17 protein-coding genes are annotated in these 18,134 nt (G+C 67.6%); 7 read left to right on the forward strand and 10 right to left on the reverse strand.

Going from position 1 to position 18,134, the window contains the following annotated elements:
* Positions 1 to 40 precede the first annotated feature (40 nt).
* Positions 41 to 2,218, forward strand: a complete 2,178-nt coding sequence (locus tag TK49_RS07120; protein ID WP_045786088.1) for a TonB-dependent receptor — start codon at positions 41 to 43, stop codon at positions 2,216 to 2,218.
* Between the two features lie 38 nt (positions 2,219 to 2,256).
* Here the strand turns inward: TK49_RS07120 and TK49_RS07125 are convergent, their stop codons facing one another.
* Together TK49_RS07125 and TK49_RS07130 are read right to left on the reverse strand one after the other, a co-directional pair.
* Positions 2,257 to 2,889 carry a hypothetical protein gene (locus TK49_RS07125; RefSeq protein WP_045786089.1) on the reverse strand — a complete coding sequence of 211 codons (633 nt, stop codon included), beginning with the start codon at positions 2,887 to 2,889 and terminating at the stop codon, positions 2,257 to 2,259.
* Positions 2,890 to 3,001: 112 nt separating this feature from the next.
* Entirely contained in the window at positions 3,002 to 3,586 is a 585-nt protein-coding gene (locus tag TK49_RS07130) for a hypothetical protein (RefSeq protein ID WP_045786090.1), read from the reverse strand.
* 179 nt (positions 3,587 to 3,765) lie between these two features.
* On the opposite strand from TK49_RS07130, the gene TK49_RS07135 reads away from it, so the two are divergent.
* Positions 3,766 to 4,056, forward strand: coding sequence for a hypothetical protein (locus TK49_RS07135; RefSeq protein WP_045786091.1), 291 nt, complete (start codon positions 3,766 to 3,768; stop codon positions 4,054 to 4,056).
* On the forward strand, positions 4,053 to 4,262 hold the full coding sequence (locus TK49_RS07140; RefSeq protein ID WP_045786092.1) for a lysozyme family protein: 210 nt from the start codon (positions 4,053 to 4,055) through the stop codon (positions 4,260 to 4,262). The genes TK49_RS07135 and TK49_RS07140 overlap by 4 nt, the downstream gene beginning before the upstream one ends.
* Positions 4,263 to 4,285: 23 nt before the next feature.
* On the opposite strand, the gene TK49_RS07145 is transcribed toward TK49_RS07140, so the two are convergent.
* Complete coding sequence (locus TK49_RS07145; RefSeq protein WP_045786093.1) at positions 4,286 to 4,624, reverse strand: hypothetical protein; 339 nt, start codon at positions 4,622 to 4,624, stop codon at positions 4,286 to 4,288.
* Positions 4,625 to 4,818: 194 nt separating this feature from the next.
* Here TK49_RS07145 and TK49_RS07150 point away from each other — a divergent pair, with 194 nt between their 5' ends.
* A complete protein-coding gene (locus TK49_RS07150; RefSeq protein ID WP_045786094.1) occupies positions 4,819 to 6,282 on the forward strand; it encodes an aminotransferase-like domain-containing protein in 1,464 nt (487 codons plus the stop codon).
* A gap of 9 nt (positions 6,283 to 6,291) precedes the next feature.
* Here the strand turns inward: TK49_RS07150 and TK49_RS07155 are convergent, their stop codons facing one another.
* Genes TK49_RS07155 through TK49_RS07170 form a run of 4 tightly spaced genes read right to left on the reverse strand, consistent with a single transcriptional unit; the run spans position 6,292 to position 10,104 of the window.
* Positions 6,292 to 6,954, reverse strand: coding sequence for a PqiC family protein (locus TK49_RS07155; RefSeq protein ID WP_045786095.1), 663 nt, complete (start codon positions 6,952 to 6,954; stop codon positions 6,292 to 6,294).
* Entirely contained in the window at positions 6,951 to 8,594 is a 1,644-nt protein-coding gene (locus tag TK49_RS07160; RefSeq protein WP_045786096.1) for a PqiB family protein, read from the reverse strand. Before TK49_RS07160 ends, TK49_RS07155 begins: the two co-directional genes overlap by 4 nt.
* Positions 8,591 to 9,328 carry a paraquat-inducible protein A gene (locus TK49_RS07165; RefSeq protein WP_045786097.1) on the reverse strand — a complete coding sequence of 246 codons (738 nt, stop codon included), beginning with the start codon at positions 9,326 to 9,328 and terminating at the stop codon, positions 8,591 to 8,593. The genes TK49_RS07160 and TK49_RS07165 overlap by 4 nt, the downstream gene beginning before the upstream one ends.
* Positions 9,325 to 10,104, reverse strand: a complete 780-nt coding sequence (locus TK49_RS07170; protein WP_045786098.1) for a paraquat-inducible protein A — start codon at positions 10,102 to 10,104, stop codon at positions 9,325 to 9,327. Before TK49_RS07170 ends, TK49_RS07165 begins: the two co-directional genes overlap by 4 nt.
* Positions 10,105 to 10,342: 238 nt before the next feature.
* Between TK49_RS07170 and TK49_RS07175 the strand changes: the two genes are divergently transcribed.
* Entirely contained in the window at positions 10,343 to 10,855 is a 513-nt protein-coding gene (locus TK49_RS07175; RefSeq protein ID WP_045786099.1) for a hypothetical protein, read from the forward strand.
* An 18-nt stretch (positions 10,856 to 10,873) separates the two neighbouring features.
* Here the strand turns inward: TK49_RS07175 and fghA are convergent, their stop codons facing one another.
* Positions 10,874 to 11,737, reverse strand: a complete 864-nt coding sequence (gene fghA / locus TK49_RS07180; protein WP_045786100.1) for an S-formylglutathione hydrolase — start codon at positions 11,735 to 11,737, stop codon at positions 10,874 to 10,876.
* Between the two features lie 11 nt (positions 11,738 to 11,748).
* The gene (locus TK49_RS07185) at positions 11,749 to 12,855 is read right to left on the reverse strand and encodes an S-(hydroxymethyl)glutathione dehydrogenase/class III alcohol dehydrogenase (protein WP_045786101.1); all 1,107 of its coding nucleotides are present in this window, start codon (positions 12,853 to 12,855) and stop codon (positions 11,749 to 11,751) included.
* Positions 12,856 to 13,083: 228 nt separating this feature from the next.
* Between TK49_RS07185 and TK49_RS07190 the strand changes: the two genes are divergently transcribed.
* Positions 13,084 to 14,886, forward strand: coding sequence for a methyl-accepting chemotaxis protein (locus tag TK49_RS07190; protein ID WP_082076339.1), 1,803 nt, complete (start codon positions 13,084 to 13,086; stop codon positions 14,884 to 14,886).
* Between the two features lie 74 nt (positions 14,887 to 14,960).
* Here TK49_RS07190 and TK49_RS07195 read toward each other — a convergent pair whose 3' ends face one another.
* On the reverse strand, positions 14,961 to 16,736 hold the full coding sequence (locus tag TK49_RS07195) for a GGDEF domain-containing protein (protein WP_233902528.1): 1,776 nt from the start codon (positions 16,734 to 16,736) through the stop codon (positions 14,961 to 14,963).
* A gap of 334 nt (positions 16,737 to 17,070) precedes the next feature.
* On the opposite strand from TK49_RS07195, the gene TK49_RS07200 reads away from it, so the two are divergent.
* Positions 17,071 to 18,120: an AI-2E family transporter gene (locus tag TK49_RS07200; RefSeq protein WP_045786104.1), complete on the forward strand. Its 1,050-nt coding sequence runs from the start codon at positions 17,071 to 17,073 to the stop codon at positions 18,118 to 18,120.
* The last annotated feature ends 14 nt before the right edge of the window (positions 18,121 to 18,134 follow it).

Below are 18,134 nucleotides of genomic sequence, written 5' to 3' on the forward strand. Positions count from 1 at the left end.
GCCGCTGTCTGACGCATCCGCTCGATTCAAAGGTCTGTCCATGATTCCGTTCCAGCCCGCCAAGCTGGTGATGGCGCTTGCCGCCGTCCTGCCACCTTTTGCGGCCGCTTCCGCCTTCGCGCAGGAAGCCGCCCCGCCTGCCGCCAACGCCGGCAACGCCGCCACGCCGGCCGGCAGTGTCCGCGACCTCAGCGAAACCCGCGTGAGCGCCAAGCGGCTCGATGCCGCGCGCAACGCGCTCTCGCCCGACACCGGCAGCTCCGTCTACAAGTTCGACACCGACGACATCGCCCGCCTGCCCCTGGGCGATGCGACCCCGCTCAACCAGGTGCTGCTGCAGGCTCCGGGCGTGGTGCAGGATTCCTACGGCCAGCTGCACGTGCGCGGCGACCACTCCAACCTGCAGTACCGCATCAACGGCGTGATCATTCCCGAGCCGATCAGCGGCTTCGGCCAGATGCTCGACACGCGCTTCGCCAACCAGATCAACGTGCTGACCGGCGCGCTGCCGGCGCAGTACGGCTATCGCACCGCCGGCATTGTCGACATCACCACCAAGGGCGCTGCCTCCGACGAGGACGGCGAGCCCAAGGCCTTCGGCGGCGAGATCGGCACGGTGCTCGGCAGCAACGCCACGCACGAGGTCAACGCCCAGATCCAGGGCACGAAGGACCGTTTCAGCTATTACCTGTCGGGCGTGTTCCTGGAGAACAACCTCGGCATCGAAAACCCCACGGGCAACCGCAACGCCACGCACGACCACACCACGCAGAACAAGTCGTTCGGCATGCTTTCGTACCTGCTCGACAACGACAGCCGCGTGAGCTTCATGTTCGGCACGTCCAACGGGCGCTTCCAGATTCCCACGCGCCCCGGGCTTGCGCCGCAGTTCACGCTCGATGGCGCGGTACCGCCGGCATCGGAGGCGCTCAATGCGAACCAGCGCGAGAAGACCGACTTCCAGATCCTGACGTACCAGCAGAAGGTGTCGTCCAGGCTGGACTACCAGGTGTCGGTGTTCCGCCGCGCGAGCCGCATCGACTACATGCCCGATCCGATTGGCGACCTCGTCTACAACGGCGTGGCTGCCGACATCACGCGCCGCAACGAGGCGTACGGCGTGCAGGGCGATGCGAGCTACAAGCTCGGTGACAAGCACACGCTGCGCTTCGGCGTCTTCGCGCAGCGCGAGCGCTACGTGGCCGACAACACCTCCAGCGTCTTCCCCGCCGATGACACCGGCGCGCAGACCAGCACCACGCCGTTCACGATCGTCGACAACCACAGCGGCAGCGGCACGACCCTGGGCGTCTACCTGCAGGACGAGTGGAAGCCCACCGACAAGCTGACCGTCAACTACGGCGCACGCTACGATCACGTCAATACCATCGTCAGCGAGCAGCAACTGAGTCCGCGCCTGGGCGTGACGTATGACCTGACGCCGCGCACGCGCGTGCATGCCGGCTATGCGCGGTACTTCACGCCGCCACCCACCGAGAAGTTCGATACCACCTCGGTGCAGGCCTTTGCCGGCACGACGAACGCGCTGCCGTCGGATGCCAACACGGCGGTCAGGTCGGAGCGCTCGAACTACTTCGATATCGGCGTCTCGCACCAGGTCACGCCGCACCTCACGCTCGGGCTCGATGCGTATTACCGCGACGTGCGCCATCTGCAGGACGAAGGCCAGTTCGGCAACGCGCTGCTGTATTCGGCGTTCAACTTCGAGCGCGGCCGCATCTATGGCCTGGAAGGCAGCGCGAACTACCGCAACGGCAACTTCGGTGCGTACCTCAATGTGGCCGTGTCGCGCGCGCAGGGCAAGGGCATCGAGACCGGCCAGTTCAACTTCGACGCCGAGGAGCTGGCCTACATCAACAACCACTGGGTGAACCTCGATCACGACCAGCGCCTGACCGCGTCGGCCGGCGTGTCGTATCGGTATGCCGGCACGACGTACATGACCGATGTGCTGTTCGGCAGCGGCCTGCGCAACGGCTTTGCCAATACCGACCGCCTGCCGGCCTACTGGCAGATGAACGTGGGTGCCGCGCGCGACTTCAACCTGCCGATGCTCGGCAAGTTCAAGACGCGCCTGACGGTGTTGAACGTCTTCGACCGCAGCTACCAGCTGCGCGATGGCACGGGTATCGGCGTGGGTGCGCCGCAGTTCGCGCCGCGCCGCACGTTCCTGCTCTCGGTCAGCAAGCCGTTCTAACAAGGCGGGCCGGCGCGCGAGGCCGGCCCGCGCGGTCCTTACATCGGCGGGACCATCCCGTCCTTGCCCACCAGCACGCGCTGCGCCGTCAGCGTGCCGTGCGCGTCGGCGCGTACGAACATGACGACGTGCGCGCCGGCCTTCAACGCATCACGCCGGCCCGGCGCGAACGTGACGATGGGCACGTCGGCCGGCACCACGATGCGCTGCTCTCCATCCTTGTACTTCACCGACAGCGTGCGGCCCTGGGCAGCCGTCACGGCGCCGGCCTGCTCGACCGTGCCGTTGGTCATGGTGCTGTCGGGGCCGAGGTCGTATGGGCGGTGGCCGTCGCCGGTGCCGCGCATGGCTTCGGGAAACACATGCACTTCCAGCGCGCGCAACGTGCCGTCCGGCTGCTTGACGGCGGCCGTGCCGATGTAGCTGCCGGGGCGGATGGCTGACGGCTCGGTCGGCGCGACTTCGGTCACGCTGAGGTCCGCCGGCAGCGCCACCGTGGCCTGGTTGCCGGCGGTGTCCGTGACGTCGAGGGCGTTGCCGTGGACAGCGTCGATGGTGGCACGCACGCGGGCCGGGGCCTGCGCATTCTGCGCGGAGGCCGCCATCGGGAAGGCGGCGGCCAACGCCGCTGCCAGCGCGGCCGTACGAAGGATGAGGGGAAGACGGATCATCGGGAGGGGCCAGGATGTACGCCCGGCGCGGGCGCGGCGGGCCGCTGCCCGGTTGCGGCGGCCGCCACCAGTCTAGACGCGATGGCTGCCGCGTGCAGACCCATGCCCTTCGCTAGCTGCGGTGCTGACCCGGCACACGCTTGCCTTTGTAAGTCGGGCGGTTCCGGCGCATGTCGTCGGACCAATCGGTGCCGCCGGATGGCGACTGCACCGGCACATCGCGCGTGCCGGGCTGCGGCTCGATGGGCGCTTCGTCCAGGTCGACCGCGTCGGGCGCGTCGGCGTCGTCGTTTTCACCGGCCAGGCCGGTGGCGTGCTCGAAGGCTTCGTCGTCGAGCAGCGTTTCCACGCCCGGGTCGCGCACGTCGCGCACCGTGTCCGGCATCAGGTCGCCGCCCTCGCGGGTGACGAAATCGTGGCCCGCGGCGCGGCGCTCGCCGGTGCCTGTGGAGTCGGTGTCGCTGTCGAGCTCGACGTCGCCCAGGTCTGCGCCGGCCGTGCGGTTGGCCGCGTTGCCATGCGGGTGGACGGCGGGGTCGTCGTCGAAGCGGTCTTCAACATCACTGCCGAGGCCGGGGCCGCCGACCACGTCGCTGCCGGTGTCCGAGCTGTCGGATGGGCCAAGCGCTTCGGTGCCGTGGCCCTTGCCGGTCTGAGCAGGTGCTTCGCCAGTGCGATACAGGTTGCTGGTTGCCATGTGGGATCTCCATGCATGCGAGTGCGCCAGGGCGCGACACCGCAGTTCCAGCAAGGCGGATACCCGCGCGCGCCAACCGGGAGGACTGCTCTGCGCTGTGACGGCGGCACGCGGGTTGCGTGAGGTGTGCGCTGCGGGCACGTCGCCTGAGCGGCCCGCAATCGACAAGGAGTCCGACGATGAAGCAACATGCACAGCAACAGCACAAGCCCACTGCCGAGCCGGCTGACCAGAAGGGCATGCACCAGGGGGACCGCCACACCGAGCACAGCCAGGCGCACGGAGGCACGAAGGACAGTTCAGAGGCGGACCGCGCGCTGCGCTCGCCACGGCAGCACAGCACCGACCAGTCCATCAAGCGCGCCGCGCAAACGCCCACCGAAGACGGCCGCGCCGCCGCGCAAGAGGGCCAGATGCCGCAGAACCAGCAGCGCCTGGGGCAGCATCAGAACAGCCGCAAGCAGCCATGAGCACCGAGAACCGGCCCGGCCACGGCGAGCAGGCGCACCCGGAGCCGTCCGCGGACGAGCCGACCGCCCGGCCCGCGGCCCCGGCGATCCCGAGCGAAAGCGGCGTGGGCGAAGAAGACCCGGGCGACTTCGAGAACGCGTCGATTCGCAAGGATGACGGCAAGCGGCCCCAGGCGCCGCATGCGCCTCCAGGCGAGCGTCGCTAGCGCGGCGTCCTGCCATTGACCACTCAGCCACGCGAGACCCTGCGTGGCTGAGTCGATCTTGCCAGCCACTGCCACATCTGCAGCCAAGTGCGTTGCAGCGCAGGGTGAGCAGGCGGTACCACGCGCAGGTGGACGCCGCTGCGGCCTGCGCTATACAGGTGCCACCAGCCCGAGGTCTCCAGCACATGCGCGTGCCCGGCGTCGACCGTGTGCCGCACGGGGGCTTGCGTACGCGATGGAGGTTCGAGTTGGGCGCGCCCTTCGAGCACGATCAGCGTGGTCCCGGCCGCGAACCAGTGCAGGCCGTTCTGTGCGGCACCGAGGCGCAGCGCTTCGAGAGAGGGTGTCGTCGTTGCGATCATGTCGATCTCCTGAACATGAAGGCAGCGTAGGGTGGTGCGCCGTGCCGCAACAGGCACAGAGCCGGCCGTGTGGGACGCAACAGCGGCGCACCGGCGTACATCTGTTGCGGTACAGTTTTGTGCTCTCTGTATCTGTTGCGGTGTGGCCGTGCCCGGCATGATGTGCCGGGCACCTCACCGTGTTATCGCCCGCCATGTCCGTCGCCGAGTTGACTCCGCCGCCCGCACAGCCGCTGTATCGCACGTTGGCCGATCACTACCTCGGCGCCATCCGCAGCGGCGTCCTCGCGCCCGGCGAGCGCATGCCGTCAGTGCGCACGTTGATGCGCACGCACGGTGTGAGCCTGTCGACCGCCCTGCAGGTATGCCGGCATCTCGAGACAGAAGGCTGGCTCGAGGCGCGGGAGCGCTCCGGCTACTTCGTGCGCCAGCCGCGCCGCGCGTTGCTGGCCCCCGTCAAGGAGCCGGAGGTGGCAACGCCCGACCCCGCTGCCTACGTGGGCGTGCATGCGCGCGTGTCGGCCATCGTGGCGCGCGGGCAGCAGGCTACTCTGCGCGTCGACCTGTCGGGTGCAAGCGGGGCCGCCACCTTGTATCCATCGGCAGCGCTCAACCGGATTGCCTCGCAGATGCTGCGCCGGCATCCGCTCCTGCTCACGCAGGCTGTGCGACCGAACGGGCATCCCGAGTTGCAGACCGCCGTGGCGCGCCGGGCGCTGGACATGGGCGTGCAGATTGCGCCGGACGACGTGGTGGTCACGCACGGCTGCATCGAGGCAGTGAATCTGGCATTGCGCGCCGTCGCCCAGCCCGGCGACACGGTGGCCGTGGAATCGCCCACGTATTACGGGCTGCTGCAGGTGCTGGAAAGCCTTGGCATGCGCGCGGTCGAGATTCCCACCAGCCCGCGCACGGGCATGTCGATCGAGGCGCTGGAGATGGCGGTGCAGGCCTACGGCAACATCCGGGCGGTGGTGGTCGTGCCGAACCTGCAGAACCCGCTGGGCAGCATCATGCCTGACGCGGCCAAGCGGCGGATGGCGGCGTTTTGCGATGCGCATCGCATCGCGCTGATCGAAGACGACACCTACAGCGCACTGGCCGACAGCCCCACGCCGCTGAAGGCAATCAAGGCATGGGACCGCACAGGCAACGTCATCTATTGCGCGTCACTGAGCAAGGTGCTGGCGCCCGGCCTGCGCCTCGGGTGGATGGCGGCGGGCCGCTGGCACGAGCGCGTGCAGATGCTGAAGTTTGCACAGTCGCGACCGAACGAGTCGTGGTCGCAGGTGATGGCCGGGCGCTTCATCGCATCGGGCGCGTACGACCGGCATCTGCGCACGCTTCGGCAGACCTTGCGCGAGCAGCGCGAGCGGATGGCGGAGTCGATCGCGGGATGTTTTCCGGCCGGCACGCGGCTGTCGGTGCCGGCCGGCGGTCTGGCGATGTGGGTGGAACTGCCGGCCAATGTGTCGTCGGTGGCGCTGTTCGATGCGGCGCTGGCGCAGGGCATCCGCATTGCGCCGGGGACGATGTTCTCGAACCTGAACCGGTTCGATCATTACTTCCGGCTGTGCTTCGGGCTGCCGCCTTCGGCCGACCTGGAAGCGGCGCTCACCACGCTCGGCCGGCTCACGCAGCAACTCGCAGAGCGCTGACGCATCGCCTTACCGGCACCACGCCGGCACGGAGGACGGCGATTCGAGCCCCTGCACGCTCTGCGCAATCTGCGCCGACCACTGCTGCACCAGGCGCTGCGTGGCGGACACCACGGCATCGACGCCTGCGTTCTGGTCGCCGGCCACCGGCTCGCTCAGCGCGGTCTGGCACGTGAGTGCGGCGGCGGCGGGCTGCGCCATATCCGGCTTGGCGACGTCGCGCGCGACCCGCCAGGTCAGCAGCGCCGCGACGCGCTGGCCGGGGCGCGCATCGTAGCTGCGCATGTCGGCAGTGATGCGGTAGAGCGGCACGCCGGCGGGCGCCGCGCCGCCGCCGACGTCCACCGCGGCCAGCGCCGCCGCCAGATTGACGGACAACGCATCCCGTAACTCCGCGCCGAACGGTGCGGCCCAACGCTGTTGCTCGAGCGCCTGCACTTCGCTGTCCGATGTCCGCAGCACGATCTGCGGCTTGTCGAGGCGGTCTGGCACCCGCACGCCCGAGAGGCGGAAGGCCCGCTCGAAGCGCACCGTGTCGGCGGCGGCCGGGCGCGCCGACAGCGTGTGCAGCGTCGGCTCGGGCGAGGCGCACGCCGCTACCATTGCAGCCGCGCCGGCCGCGCAGGCCAGGCGCACAGAAGAAGACAGCATCGTCGTTTGCATCGGCATCATTGCGCGTCCTTTGCCTTGCCCCGGATCAGCGCTTCCGGATGGCGGTCCAGATAGTCGGTCAGCACGCGCACGGACGCGGCGGCCTTGGCCACCTGTTCCAGCGTATCGCGCGCATTGCGTTGCAGCGGGGCATCGTCAGAGAAGACCTGGCGCGCAGAATCCAGCGTGCGGCGGGCCTCGGCCAGCGTCTCCTTCATCTGCGGAGCGAGGTCGCTGTTGACGGTCTTGGCCAACTGCTCGGTCTGCTTGAGCGTGGCGTCGAGCGTGGTCAGCGTGCGGTGGACGTCCTGTCCGATCTGCTCGAACGGCACCTTGTTGAGCTTCTTGGCGATGCCGGCAATCTGCGCCTCGAGGTCGTCGGTCGGGTTGTCGGCAGTCGGGAAGACGTACGCACCGTCACGATCGCGCATGCCGAAGCGCGGCGGAGTCTTGTCGCGGTCCGCTGCGTCGATGAAGTCGAGGTTCACGAACTGCTGGCCCGTCAGCAGGCTCGCGCTCTTCAGCTGCGCGCGCATGCCGTTCTTCACCAGCACATCGAACTGCGTGCGGACGTCTTCGGCGGCGTGCTGCGGATTGTCGTCGCGGATGTCCATGCCGAAGCGGGTCGGGTACAGCGTAGCCGTCACGGGCAGCACGAACTCGTGGCGCTTCTTGCTGTAGTGGATGCCGATCGATTTGATCTCGCCCACATTGATGCCCTTGAACTCCACCGGCGCCCCCACGTTGAGGCCGCGCAGCGAGCGGTGGAAGTACATCACCACGGTCTGCGACAGGTGTTCCGGGTCCTTTAGCGCTGCAGTTTCGTTGCGCACGAGCTGGAACTGCGCGTCGGACGCAGCCGGTTCGTGATCGGCTTCCTCGGGCGTCTGGAACGCGATGCCGCCGAGCGCCACGGTCAGCAGCGATTGCGTATCGACCTTCAGCCCATTGGCGTCGAGCTTCAGGTCGATGCCGCTGGCGTTCCAGAACCGCGTGCCGCGTGCCACAAACTTGTCGAACGGCGCGTTGACGAAGATGTGCAACGTCACGCCCTTGCCGTCGGCGTCGATGTCGTAAGCCGTCACCTGGCCCACGCGCACGCGACGGAAATACACCGGCGCACCGATGTCGAGCGAGCCCAGGTCGGGTGCGTGCAGCGTGAATTGTTTGCCGGGCGCGTCGGCCGAAATGGCCGGCGGTGTGTCGAGGCCCCTGAAGACGGATTTCTTCTCTTGCGAGCGGCCGCCGTCCACGCCGATATAGGCGCCGGAGAGCAACGTGCCGAGCCCCGAAATGCTGCCGGCCGCCACGCGCGGGCGCACCACCCAGAAGCGCGTGTCCGATGCGGCGAACGCCTTGCCGTCATGCGTGAGTTCGATCAGCACGACGGCGCCGGAGCGGTCGTCGGTCAGCCCGACCGCCTTGACCACGCCGATATCGACGCTCTTGTATTTGACGCGCGTCTTGCCTGCCTCGATGCCCTCGGCCGAGCTGAACGTGACGGTGACCTGCGCGCCGCGCGCCAGGATCACCCGCGCCATGAGTGTGGCGCCCACCACGAGCGCCACGATCGGCACCAGCCAGATCAGCGAGGGCAGCCAGCGCTTGCGCTTCGTGCGGCGCGGCGCGGGAATGTTTTCGTTATCGACGGGGTCGGTCATACATCGGTCTCTTCGGGATCGGGCTCGTCGATGACGTCCCAGATCAGGCGGGGATCAAAACAGCGGGCGGCGAACATGGTCAGCACCACCACGGCGGCAAACGGGCCGACACCAGGGCCGGGCTTGATGACGGCCAGCGTCGAGAGGTGCACAAGACCTGCGAGCAGCGTCACCACAAACACATCGAGCATCGACCACCGGCCGATGATCTCGACCAGCGCATACAGGCGCGTGCGCAATCGCGGGTTCCAGTGCCAGCGTTGCTGCACCGAAAGGCACAGCACCGCGAGGATGCCGAGCTTGGCCAGCGGCACCAGGAAGCTTGCGATGAACACGATGATGGCCAGGTGCCACGAGCCCGACGTCCAGAGGTAGACGATCCCGCTCATGATGGTGTCCTGCTGCGTGCCGAGGAGGGTGTCGGTAATCATCACCGGCAGCAGGTTGGCCGGCAGGTACATGGCGGCTGCCGCAATCAGCAGCGCCCAGCAGCGCGCCAGGCTGTCGGGCTTGCGCACGTGCAGGGGCGACATGCAGCGCGGGCAGACTGGCGCTGGGGCGGTTTCGTCGGGCGCGTCTTCGTGGGTCAGCACCGCTCGCGTGGCGGCCTCTGATTCGGGCATGCGCGCCAGCAGGCCGCAGCGCTCGCATGTCACCAGGCCATGCGCGGCGGCGCGCAGCGGGCGGGCTTGTTGCGCCGGCTGTGCGGAGGCAGGCGTGGTGGCGCTGCTCATGAGCGCTTCTCCCCAGGCCGGGCGGCGGCATCTACGCCCGTGGGCGCGTCCACTTGCGAGCCCGGCGGCAGCGTCAGGCCGATCTCGCGCCAGAACGGCCGCAGGTCGATCGACAACGCCACCGTCAGGAACACGGTCAGCGCGGCAAACGCCCACAAGCCTGCATCGGCTTCCAGCGACACCATGCGTGCCACTTTGATGAGCGCCACCACCACGCCCAGCATGAAGATCTCGACCATCGCCCACGGGCGAATCAACGCTGCCGCGCGCAGCACCAGCGCGGCGGCCGGATGCTGCCGCCCGCGCCATCGCGCGATGAGCAGCGGCGCCAGCACCGACATGTACATCAGCGGAAAAAACACCGTGGTGAGCGCCACCAGCACGGCAGTGAACAGCATGTCGTAGTCATACAGCGCCACGATGGCACCCCAGAGCGTGGTGGCGTGCCGGTTGCCGCCGCCGTTCATCTCGGCAATCGGAAAGATGTTCGCGACGATGTAGACGATGAGGCCCGTCACCACCAGCGGCAGCAGCACCGACAGCCGCTCGCTCTGGTTGCGGTACAGCTTCACGCCGCAGCGCGTGCAGTGCGCCTCTTCATCGAGCGCAATGACTTCGTGGCGATGCAGGGTGTCGCAATGCTCGCAGGCGATCCAGGCATCCGGATCGCCCGGCAGCGGTTGCGCGACCGGGGCGGCCTTGGCGTCGAGGGCATCGCCCGCTGCGCGCCATGATCGCGGCAGCGGGAAGGGGAATTTCACGGTTAACACCTCCATCGTCGGGCTGAAGGCGCAGCGGCAGCGTTGAATTCACGCGGGACGGCGCACCGACAGTCGGGCAGGCGATTATACATACAGGGTTGAATGTATAGCTGAGTGCCGGCTTCCGCATTTTGACGCACGGTCACAAGCAAATATCCCGCCAATCAGCGCGTTCGACGATGGGCACCGGGTGATGGCGGAACGGCCCTTGCTGAGTTGGAGGGGCACATCCTCAACCTCAAAGGAGCCATTCATGACGTATCTCCGTGCATCTTCTCTTGTAGTCGCGCTGGCGCTGGCAGGCGGTACCGCGGCGGCGTATGCCCAGACGGGGGCGGCCCAATCGAACAGCACGGCGGGGGGCAGCACCATGTCGCCGGCCGGCGGTACCAGCACCGACGCAACGGCCACGGGCACGGGGGGCACCGCCGTCAATGGCGGCTCGACGGGCAGCGGCCGGGACGCCACCCGTAATCGCAATGCCACCGGCAAGCAAGGGCGCTCCGGCAATACATCGTCGCGCTCCGGTTCCAGCGGCGGCTATGGCGGCAGCGCGAACGATTCGACCGGCAGCACGACCGGCGGCGGTTCGGGCGGGGTCGGGGTCGGCGCCCCGGGTACCGGCGGCTCGATGGGCGCGCCGGGCGGGGGCAATGGCGGCGGTGCTGCCGGCTCGGGCGGTGTCGGTGGCGGCGTCGGTGGCGGAGCAGGCAGCGGGGGCGCCGGCGGCGCCGCGGGCGGCAGCGGCGGTGGGAGCGGCCGCTAACCGCCCGCTAACCTGCTGCTAACGCAGTTGCGCTGCGTGATGCAGCAGGTGATCTTCGATGAAGGTCTCGATGAAGTAGTAGCCGTGGTCGTAGCCGGGGTGGCGGCGCAGTTGCAGCGGCTGCCCGGCTGCGGCGCACGCGGCGGCAAAGTCTTCCGGATACAACTGCTCGGCGAGGAATTTGTCGGCCTCGCCCTGATCGATCAGGATGCCGCCGGGAAACGGGCATGAAGCCAGCCGCATCAATTGCGTAGCGTCGTGCGCCGCCCAGGCGGTGCGGTCCTCCCCGAGATACCCGGTGAAGGCCTTGATGCCCCACGGGCACACCGACGGGTGCGCGATGGGTGCAAACGCCGACACCGAAGCAAAGCGTTCCCGATGGCGCAGGGCCAGCGTCAACGCGCCGTGGCCGCCCATCGAATGCCCAAAGATTCCGATGCGTCCGGGTGCCACGGGAAACGCCACGCGCGCAATGTGATGCAGCTCGTCCGCGACGTAGCTTTCCATACGGTAGTGCTCGCGCCACGGGGCCTGCGTCGCGTCCAGATAAAAACCGGCGGCGATGCCGAAATCCCAGTGGTCGGCTTCGCCGGGGACGTTTGCGCCGCGCGGGCTGGTGTCGGGCCCGATCAGGATGAGCCCCTCGCGTGCGGCCACGCGTTGCGCGCCGGCTTTGATGGCGAACGTCTCTTCCGTAGACGTCAGCCCGGCCAGATAGAACAGCGCAGGGCACCGCGTGCCGGCCAGCGCCTGCGGCGGCAGGTAGACCGAGAAGCGCATCGGCAGCCCAATCACCGCTGAGTCATGCCGATAAAACCGCTGCACGCCGCCAAAGCAGGCGTGCTCCGAAATCAGTTCAAGCACGGGTGTCGGACTCGTCATCGCGTGGCGCCTCAGTACAGCACGACGGAGCGGATCGACTCGCCGCGCTTCATCAGGTCAAAGCCCTCGTTGATGCGATCCAGCGGCAGCGTGTGCGTGATGAGGTCGTCGATGTTGAGCTTGCCTTCCATGTACCAGTCGACGATCTTCGGCACGTCGGTCCGGCCTCGCGCGCCCCCAAAGGCCGAGCCTTTCCACTGCCGGCCCGTCACGAGCTGGAACGGGCGTGTACTGATCTCCGCGCCGGCCTCGGCCACGCCGATGATGATCGACTGGCCCCAGCCCTTGTGCGTGCACTCCAGCGCCTGGCGCATGACCTTCGTGTTGCCGATGCATTCGAACGAGTAATCCGCGCCGCCGTCGGTGAGCTGGATGATGTGGTCCACCACGTTTTCCACATCGTTGGGGTTGATGAAATGCGTCATGCCGAACTTGCGCGCCATCGCCTCGCGCGCGGGGTTCAGGTCCACGCCGATGATCTTGTCGGCGCCGACCATCTTGGCGCCCTGGATCACGTTCAGCCCGATGCCACCCAGACCGAACACGACCACGTTGGCACCGGCTTCCACCTTGGCGGTGTAGACCACCGCGCCCACGCCCGTCGTCACGCCGCAGCCGATGTAGCAGACCTTGTCGAACGGTGCGTCGGGACGGATCTTCGCCAGCGCAATTTCCGGCACCACGATGTGATTCGCAAACGTTGACGTGCCCATGTAGTGGAACAGCGGCTTGCCATCGAGCGAGAATCGCGACGTGCCGTCCGGCATCAGGCCCTTGCCCTGCGTGGCGCGAATCGCCTGGCACAGGTTCGTCTTGCGCGACAGGCAGAACTTGCACTGGCGGCATTCCGGTGTGTAAAGCGGAATCACGTGGTCGCCCGCTTTCAATGACGTCACGCCCGCGCCCACCTCCAGCACCACGCCCGCGCCTTCATGGCCGAGAATCGCCGGGAAGATGCCTTCCGGGTCGGCACCCGAGAGCGTGTAGTAATCGGTATGGCAGATGCCGGTCGCCTTGATCTCGACGAGCACCTCGCCGGCACGCGGGCCTTGCAGGTCGACTTCTTCCACGGTGAGCGGAGCACCGGCTTTCCAGGCGATGGCGGCTTTCGTTTTCATGCGCATTCCTTTTCTTGAAGTGGAGCCAGCCCGACCCGGGCAGCGTAGTGAGTGCGATTGTAGGACGATGTCTGCCGCGGCAACGTGCCAGCAACGTCATGTTCGGCACATCAGACTTCAGATTTTCTTACGACGGCCGTTTCTTGTGCGACGGCAGGCCGACAGGGCCGCGTGCCGCATGCCTTACATGGCGGAACCCCCGCCATGGGCCTCGTAGGAAACCATACCGTGCTTGCATCCATCCGTACTCGCATTTTGCTCACCTGCGTTGCCATCGTGGTCGGCGCATTGACCTTCGCTGGCGGTCTCAACTATCTCGTCACGCGTTCGTACAACGAAGAATCGGCCCGGCTGAGCCTGCAGGCGAACGTGCGCGGCCGGACTTCCGCCATTGACGAGTGGGTCGCCACCAAGACGCAGATGGTTGCGTCGCTGCAGGACGTCGCGCTCAGCGCCGATCCAGTTCCGCTGTTCAAGGCCGTGCATCAGGCTGGCGGCTTCATCAACATCTATGTCGGGTACCCCGACAAGTCGTACAAGTTCTCGAACCCTGAGGGCATTCCGCCCACCTACGACCCGACCGCGCGGCCTTGGTACAAGCAGGCGGTGGAAGCAGGTAAGCCGGTGGTGACGCCGCCGTACGTAAGCGCGAGCACGGGGCAGCTCGTTGTAACCTTTGCGGTGCCTATCCTGCAGGGTGGCGCGCTCAAGGGCGTGATCGGCGGTGATGTGGCCATGGACAGCGTGATCGCGAACGTGAAGTCCATCCGGCCGACCCCTGCCAGCTTTGGCTTCCTCGTCAATGCCGCAGGCAAGATCGTCGCGCATTCCAACGACAAGCTCACCCTCAAGCCGGCGACCGAGTTGTCCGCGGCGCTCACTGAGAGCGCGCTGGCCGCATTGGGGCAGGTCGACAAGCTCACGGAAGTCACGATTGACGGCGTTCCCAAGCTGCTCTGGCGCCAGGGCGTGAAGGGCACCGACTGGAGTCTCATCGTTGCGCTAGACGAGTCCGATGCCACTGCCGGCCTGCGTTCGCTGGTGATGACGTCGATTGGCGCGCTGGTGGGCGTGGCCATCGTTGCGGCACTCATCGTGGGTGCGATGACGGCACGTGCGTTCCGCCGCCTGTCGAGGATCCGCGATGCCATGGACGACATCGGCTCGGGCAGCGGCGACCTCACCAAGCGCCTGCCGTCCGACGGCGAAGACGAAGTCGCCCAGATCGCGCGTTCGTTCAATACCTTCGCAGACAAGCTCACCGCGGTGATGCAGCAGATCCGCCTGGGCAGCGATTCGGTGCGCTCGGCCGCGCAGGAGATTGCCGCCGGCAACGCAGACCTCTCGCAGCGCACGGAAGAGCAAGCCAGTTCGCTGGAAGAAACCGCATCGAGCATGGAAGAGCTGACGAGCATCGTGAAGCAGAACGCCGACAACGCGCGTCAGGCCAGCCAGCTTGCCGTGACGGCGTCGGACGTTGCTACGCGCGGCGGCGAGGTGGTCGGCCAGGTCGTGCAGACCATGGGCGGCATCAACGAGAGCAGCAAGAAGATCGCCGACATCATCGGCGTGATCGAAAGCATCGCCTTCCAGACCAACATCCTGGCGTTGAACGCCGCGGTGGAAGCGGCACGTGCCGGCGAGCAGGGCCGCGGCTTTGCCGTCGTGGCCAGCGAAGTGCGCAGCCTCGCGCAGCGCTCGGCCGGTGCCGCGAAGGAAATCAAGGCGCTGATCCACGACTCGGTGGACCGCGTCGCCAACGGCACGGCGCTGGTGGATCAGGCTGGCGTGACGATGGCGGAGATCGTCGATGCGGTGAAGCGCGTGACCGACATCATGGGCGAGATTTCCGCCGCGTCGGAAGAGCAGAGCAGCGGCATCGAGCAGGTCAACCAGGCCGTCAACCAGATGGACCAGGTGACGCAGCAGAACGCCGCACTCGTGGAGCAGGCCGCCGCCGCCGCGGAATCGCTGGAGGAGCAGGCCCGCAACCTGAACGAGGCGGTGGGGATGTTCCGGCTTTCGCACTGAGTGCCGCACAGTCGCAACGGCTGACGAGGCCGGGCCCGCTGCTGATGCGGGCGCCCGGCCTTGTGCTTTGCAGGCTATTGCGCAGCGGTCGACAGGTCCGGTGAAGCAGGCGGCGCGTCGGTCATCACGCAATTGCGCCCGGCCAGCTTGGCGGCATAGAGCAAGCGGTCGGCGCGCCGCAGCAGCAACTCGGGCGAGGGCCGGTCGGCGGTAGGCACCACTGCCACGCCAAAGCTGGCCGTCATCCGGCAAGGCGGCTGCGCGCCCGTCGGCACCCTGACGTCGGCAATGCGGCGGCGCAGGCGTTCGGCCACGTCGCGCGCCTGCGCCACGCTGTCTGCCCACACCATCACCGCGAACTCCTCGCCGCCGATGCGCGCCACCACGTCGGCCGAAGGCCCATCGGTGCGGCACAGCCCGGCAACGGTACGCAGGGCCTCGTCGCCCACGCCGTGGCCGTAGGTGTCGTTGATCTGCTTGAAGTGATCGACATCGAACATGATGAGCGCCACCAGCCTTCCCTTCGGTTGCGGCGATGTGCACATCGCCTGGGCGCGGTCTTCGAAGGCGCGGCGGTTCAGCAGTTTGGTGAGCGGGTCGGTTTCGGCCATGCGCGCCAGTTCCTCCATGAGGTGCGCACGCTCGATCTCCAGGCGGCGGCGCTCGATGCTGTAGACGCGCAGTATGCGAATCGCCTCGAACATCGCGCGGATCTCGCGCCGTGCGTAGCCGGTCGGGATGTGCACCCCGAGGTTGCCGCGCGCGATGGCGTCGATCAACTGCGTGGCCCGTACGAACGGCGCCACCACATCGCGGCGGAACGACACTGTCATCCACGCCAGCGCCCCCAGCGCCGAGAGTACCGCCGCTGCCGAGCCGATCAGCACGAGCAGCATGGCGCGCCGGTGCTTGCGGATCTCCTCTTCGGCCACGCGCAGCACGCTGTCGCGGAAATCCGTGATGGCGCGCATGGTCGGCACGTAATGCTCGGCGAACTCCGCCGTGGAGATGTCCGCGCCGCCGGGCCGGCTGGCCTGTTGGCGTACCGCATCGACATAACGCAGGCCCTCGACGAAGTACTGCGCATTCAGGGGGGTCGTGACGTGCTGCGTCAGGGCGAGCCGGCCGTTGGTGCGCGTGTCGATGAGGTGGCGCAATTGCTCGATGCGCCCGCGCGTCCGTTCGATGGCGAACTGCTCCTCCGGCGTCAGCGCGCGCCGCAGGGCCAGCGCGCCGGTAAAGCGGGAGCCGAGCTGGCCGGCGTATTCGCGCAGGTCGGCGGCAAGCCGCGCCAGCAGCAGGCAGTTGAGCGCGTCCGGGTCGCCACGCCCGACGGTGGCCGTCCGCAGGTTCACCACCGGAAACAGCTCGGGGATGACGGCGATCATGCGGTCAACGGCATCGGTCAGCGCGCTGCTTTCGCGGGCCCGCAACGGCAGGGCGATCAGGCGGTCGACGTTGGCGCGTGCTGCCGCGAGGCTGGCGCGGGCGCCTCGCGCGGCGTCGGTGTCGGCGTCGCACAGGCGGCAGTGTTCGGGGCGCAGCACGTCGAGCAATTGCGCCAGATGCGCATCGCTCGTGGCGCGGGCACGCAGCAGGGCGGCCTGGCGCTCGGCCGGTATCGGCAGGTCTTCGCCGAGCACGCCGTTGGTCGGGCCCCGCTCGGCCGAGATCTTCTCCATGGTCAGCAGCACCACGCGCAGCGCCTCAAGGCTGTGCGCGGCGGCGTCCGCGCGACCGTAGGCGAGCCACGCATAGCCCAGCAGCCAGCATGATAACGACAGCACTGGAACGAGGACGATGGCGACTGCCGTGCCAAAGCGCCTGTCCATCGACATTTCAGAAGACATGACCGAAAGCATGGGCGTCCGGACCGGTACTTCGGAAGGCGGTGCCGCACAGGCCACACTCCGCGCGACCGGCAAGACGCAGGCATCGTGATGGGCGCATTGAAACGCGCCCGGGCCCCCAGAGTGCAAACAAATGAAAATCGACTGTGGCGGAAATGTAAGCGCCCCCACGGCAGGTGGGTTGACTGCATGCGCGGCCTTTTCTGGCGCGTGCGCGTGTCTGCCGGGTCCAGTACTGCCGCGGCAGCTATGACAACGGTGCCTGAGCGGGCATACTCGGTCCTGAACCTCCGCCGAGCGCGGCCTTGCCCCGATACACCCTCGTCGAACGATCATGGATAGCGGACACGACCGACAGAAATTCTTCTACCTGCTGCTGTTTGCCGTCACTGCCGGCCTGTGCTGGATTCTTTCGCCGTTCTTCGGCGCGGTGTTCTGGGGCGTGATCCTCGCGATCCTGTTCCAGCCGGTGCAGCGCTGGCTGGTGCTGCGTCTTGACAAGCGCCACAACCTCGCCGCGCTGGCCACGCTGGTACTCATCATCCTCATGGTGATCCTGCCCGTCATCTTCGTGGCGGCCACCATCGTGCAGGAGATCACGGTCGGGTATCAGCAGTTGCAGACCGCGCAGCCCAATTACTCGCGGTACCTGCAGCAGTTCATCCAGGCGCTGCCGACGGGGCTTCAGAACCTGCTCGCCAAGGCGGGCCTGACCAACATCCCGGGCATCCAGAAGAAACTTGCCGATGGCGCGGCGCAGATCAGCCAGTTTGCCGCGGCACAGGCGCTCAGCATCGGGCAGAACACGTTCCAGTTCGTCATCGGCTTTGGCGTGATGCTTTACATGGTGTTCTTCCTGCTGCGCGACGGCCCGGCGATCGGCCGCCACGTGCGCCGCGCGCTGCCGATGGACGAAGAGCACAAGCGCCTGCTGCTGACCAAGTTCACGACGGTGGTGCGCGCCACGGTCAAGGGCAACATCGTGGTGGCGCTGGTGCAGGGCCTGCTGGGCGGCTTCATCTTCGCGGTGCTCGGCATCGAGGGGGTCGTGCTGTGGGGCGCGCTGATGGCCTTCCTGTCATTGCTGCCCGCCATCGGGGCGAGCATCGTCTGGGTGCCGGTCGCGGTCTATTTTCTGATGACCGGCGCGGTCTGGAAGGGCGTGGTGCTGATCGCGTTCTGCGGCGGGGTGATCGGCCTGGTCGACAACCTGCTGCGGCCGCTGCTGGTAGGCAAGGACACCAAGATGCCCGACTGGGTCGTGTTGATCTCGACGCTCGGCGGGATGGAACTGTTCGGCATCACCGGTTTCGTCATCGGCCCGCTCGTGGCCGCGCTGTTCATGGCCAGCTGGGACATCTTCGTGCGAGCGCAGGGCGAGTGACGCCGGCCGCGCGG

Source organism: Ralstonia mannitolilytica (assembly GCF_000954135.1).
Classification (GTDB): Bacteria; Pseudomonadota; Gammaproteobacteria; order Burkholderiales; family Burkholderiaceae; genus Ralstonia; species Ralstonia mannitolilytica.

What these genes read in the sequence shown, in the direction of transcription:
- TK49_RS07120 (WP_045786088.1), top strand. Translation starts at nt 41, where the DNA reads ATGATTCCGTTCCAGCCCGCCAAGCTGGTGATGGCGCTTGCCGCCGTC.
- TK49_RS07125 (WP_045786089.1), bottom strand. Translation starts at nt 2,889, where the DNA reads ATGATCCGTCTTCCCCTCATCCTTCGTACGGCCGCGCTGGCAGCGGCG.
- TK49_RS07130 (WP_045786090.1), bottom strand. Translation starts at nt 3,586, where the DNA reads ATGGCAACCAGCAACCTGTATCGCACTGGCGAAGCACCTGCTCAGACC.
- TK49_RS07135 (WP_045786091.1), top strand. Translation starts at nt 3,766, where the DNA reads ATGAAGCAACATGCACAGCAACAGCACAAGCCCACTGCCGAGCCGGCT.
- TK49_RS07140 (WP_045786092.1), top strand. Translation starts at nt 4,053, where the DNA reads ATGAGCACCGAGAACCGGCCCGGCCACGGCGAGCAGGCGCACCCGGAG.
- TK49_RS07145 (WP_045786093.1), bottom strand. Translation starts at nt 4,624, where the DNA reads ATGATCGCAACGACGACACCCTCTCTCGAAGCGCTGCGCCTCGGTGCC.
- TK49_RS07150 (WP_045786094.1), top strand. Translation starts at nt 4,819, where the DNA reads ATGTCCGTCGCCGAGTTGACTCCGCCGCCCGCACAGCCGCTGTATCGC.
- TK49_RS07155 (WP_045786095.1), bottom strand. Translation starts at nt 6,954, where the DNA reads ATGATGCCGATGCAAACGACGATGCTGTCTTCTTCTGTGCGCCTGGCC.
- TK49_RS07160 (WP_045786096.1), bottom strand. Translation starts at nt 8,594, where the DNA reads ATGACCGACCCCGTCGATAACGAAAACATTCCCGCGCCGCGCCGCACG.
- TK49_RS07165 (WP_045786097.1), bottom strand. Translation starts at nt 9,328, where the DNA reads ATGAGCAGCGCCACCACGCCTGCCTCCGCACAGCCGGCGCAACAAGCC.
- TK49_RS07170 (WP_045786098.1), bottom strand. Translation starts at nt 10,104, where the DNA reads ATGGAGGTGTTAACCGTGAAATTCCCCTTCCCGCTGCCGCGATCATGG.
- TK49_RS07175 (WP_045786099.1), top strand. Translation starts at nt 10,343, where the DNA reads ATGACGTATCTCCGTGCATCTTCTCTTGTAGTCGCGCTGGCGCTGGCA.
- fghA (WP_045786100.1), bottom strand. Translation starts at nt 11,737, where the DNA reads ATGACGAGTCCGACACCCGTGCTTGAACTGATTTCGGAGCACGCCTGC.
- TK49_RS07185 (WP_045786101.1), bottom strand. Translation starts at nt 12,855, where the DNA reads ATGAAAACGAAAGCCGCCATCGCCTGGAAAGCCGGTGCTCCGCTCACC.
- TK49_RS07195 (WP_233902528.1), bottom strand. Translation starts at nt 16,736, where the DNA reads ATGTCTTCTGAAATGTCGATGGACAGGCGCTTTGGCACGGCAGTCGCC.
- TK49_RS07200 (WP_045786104.1), top strand. Translation starts at nt 17,071, where the DNA reads ATGGATAGCGGACACGACCGACAGAAATTCTTCTACCTGCTGCTGTTT.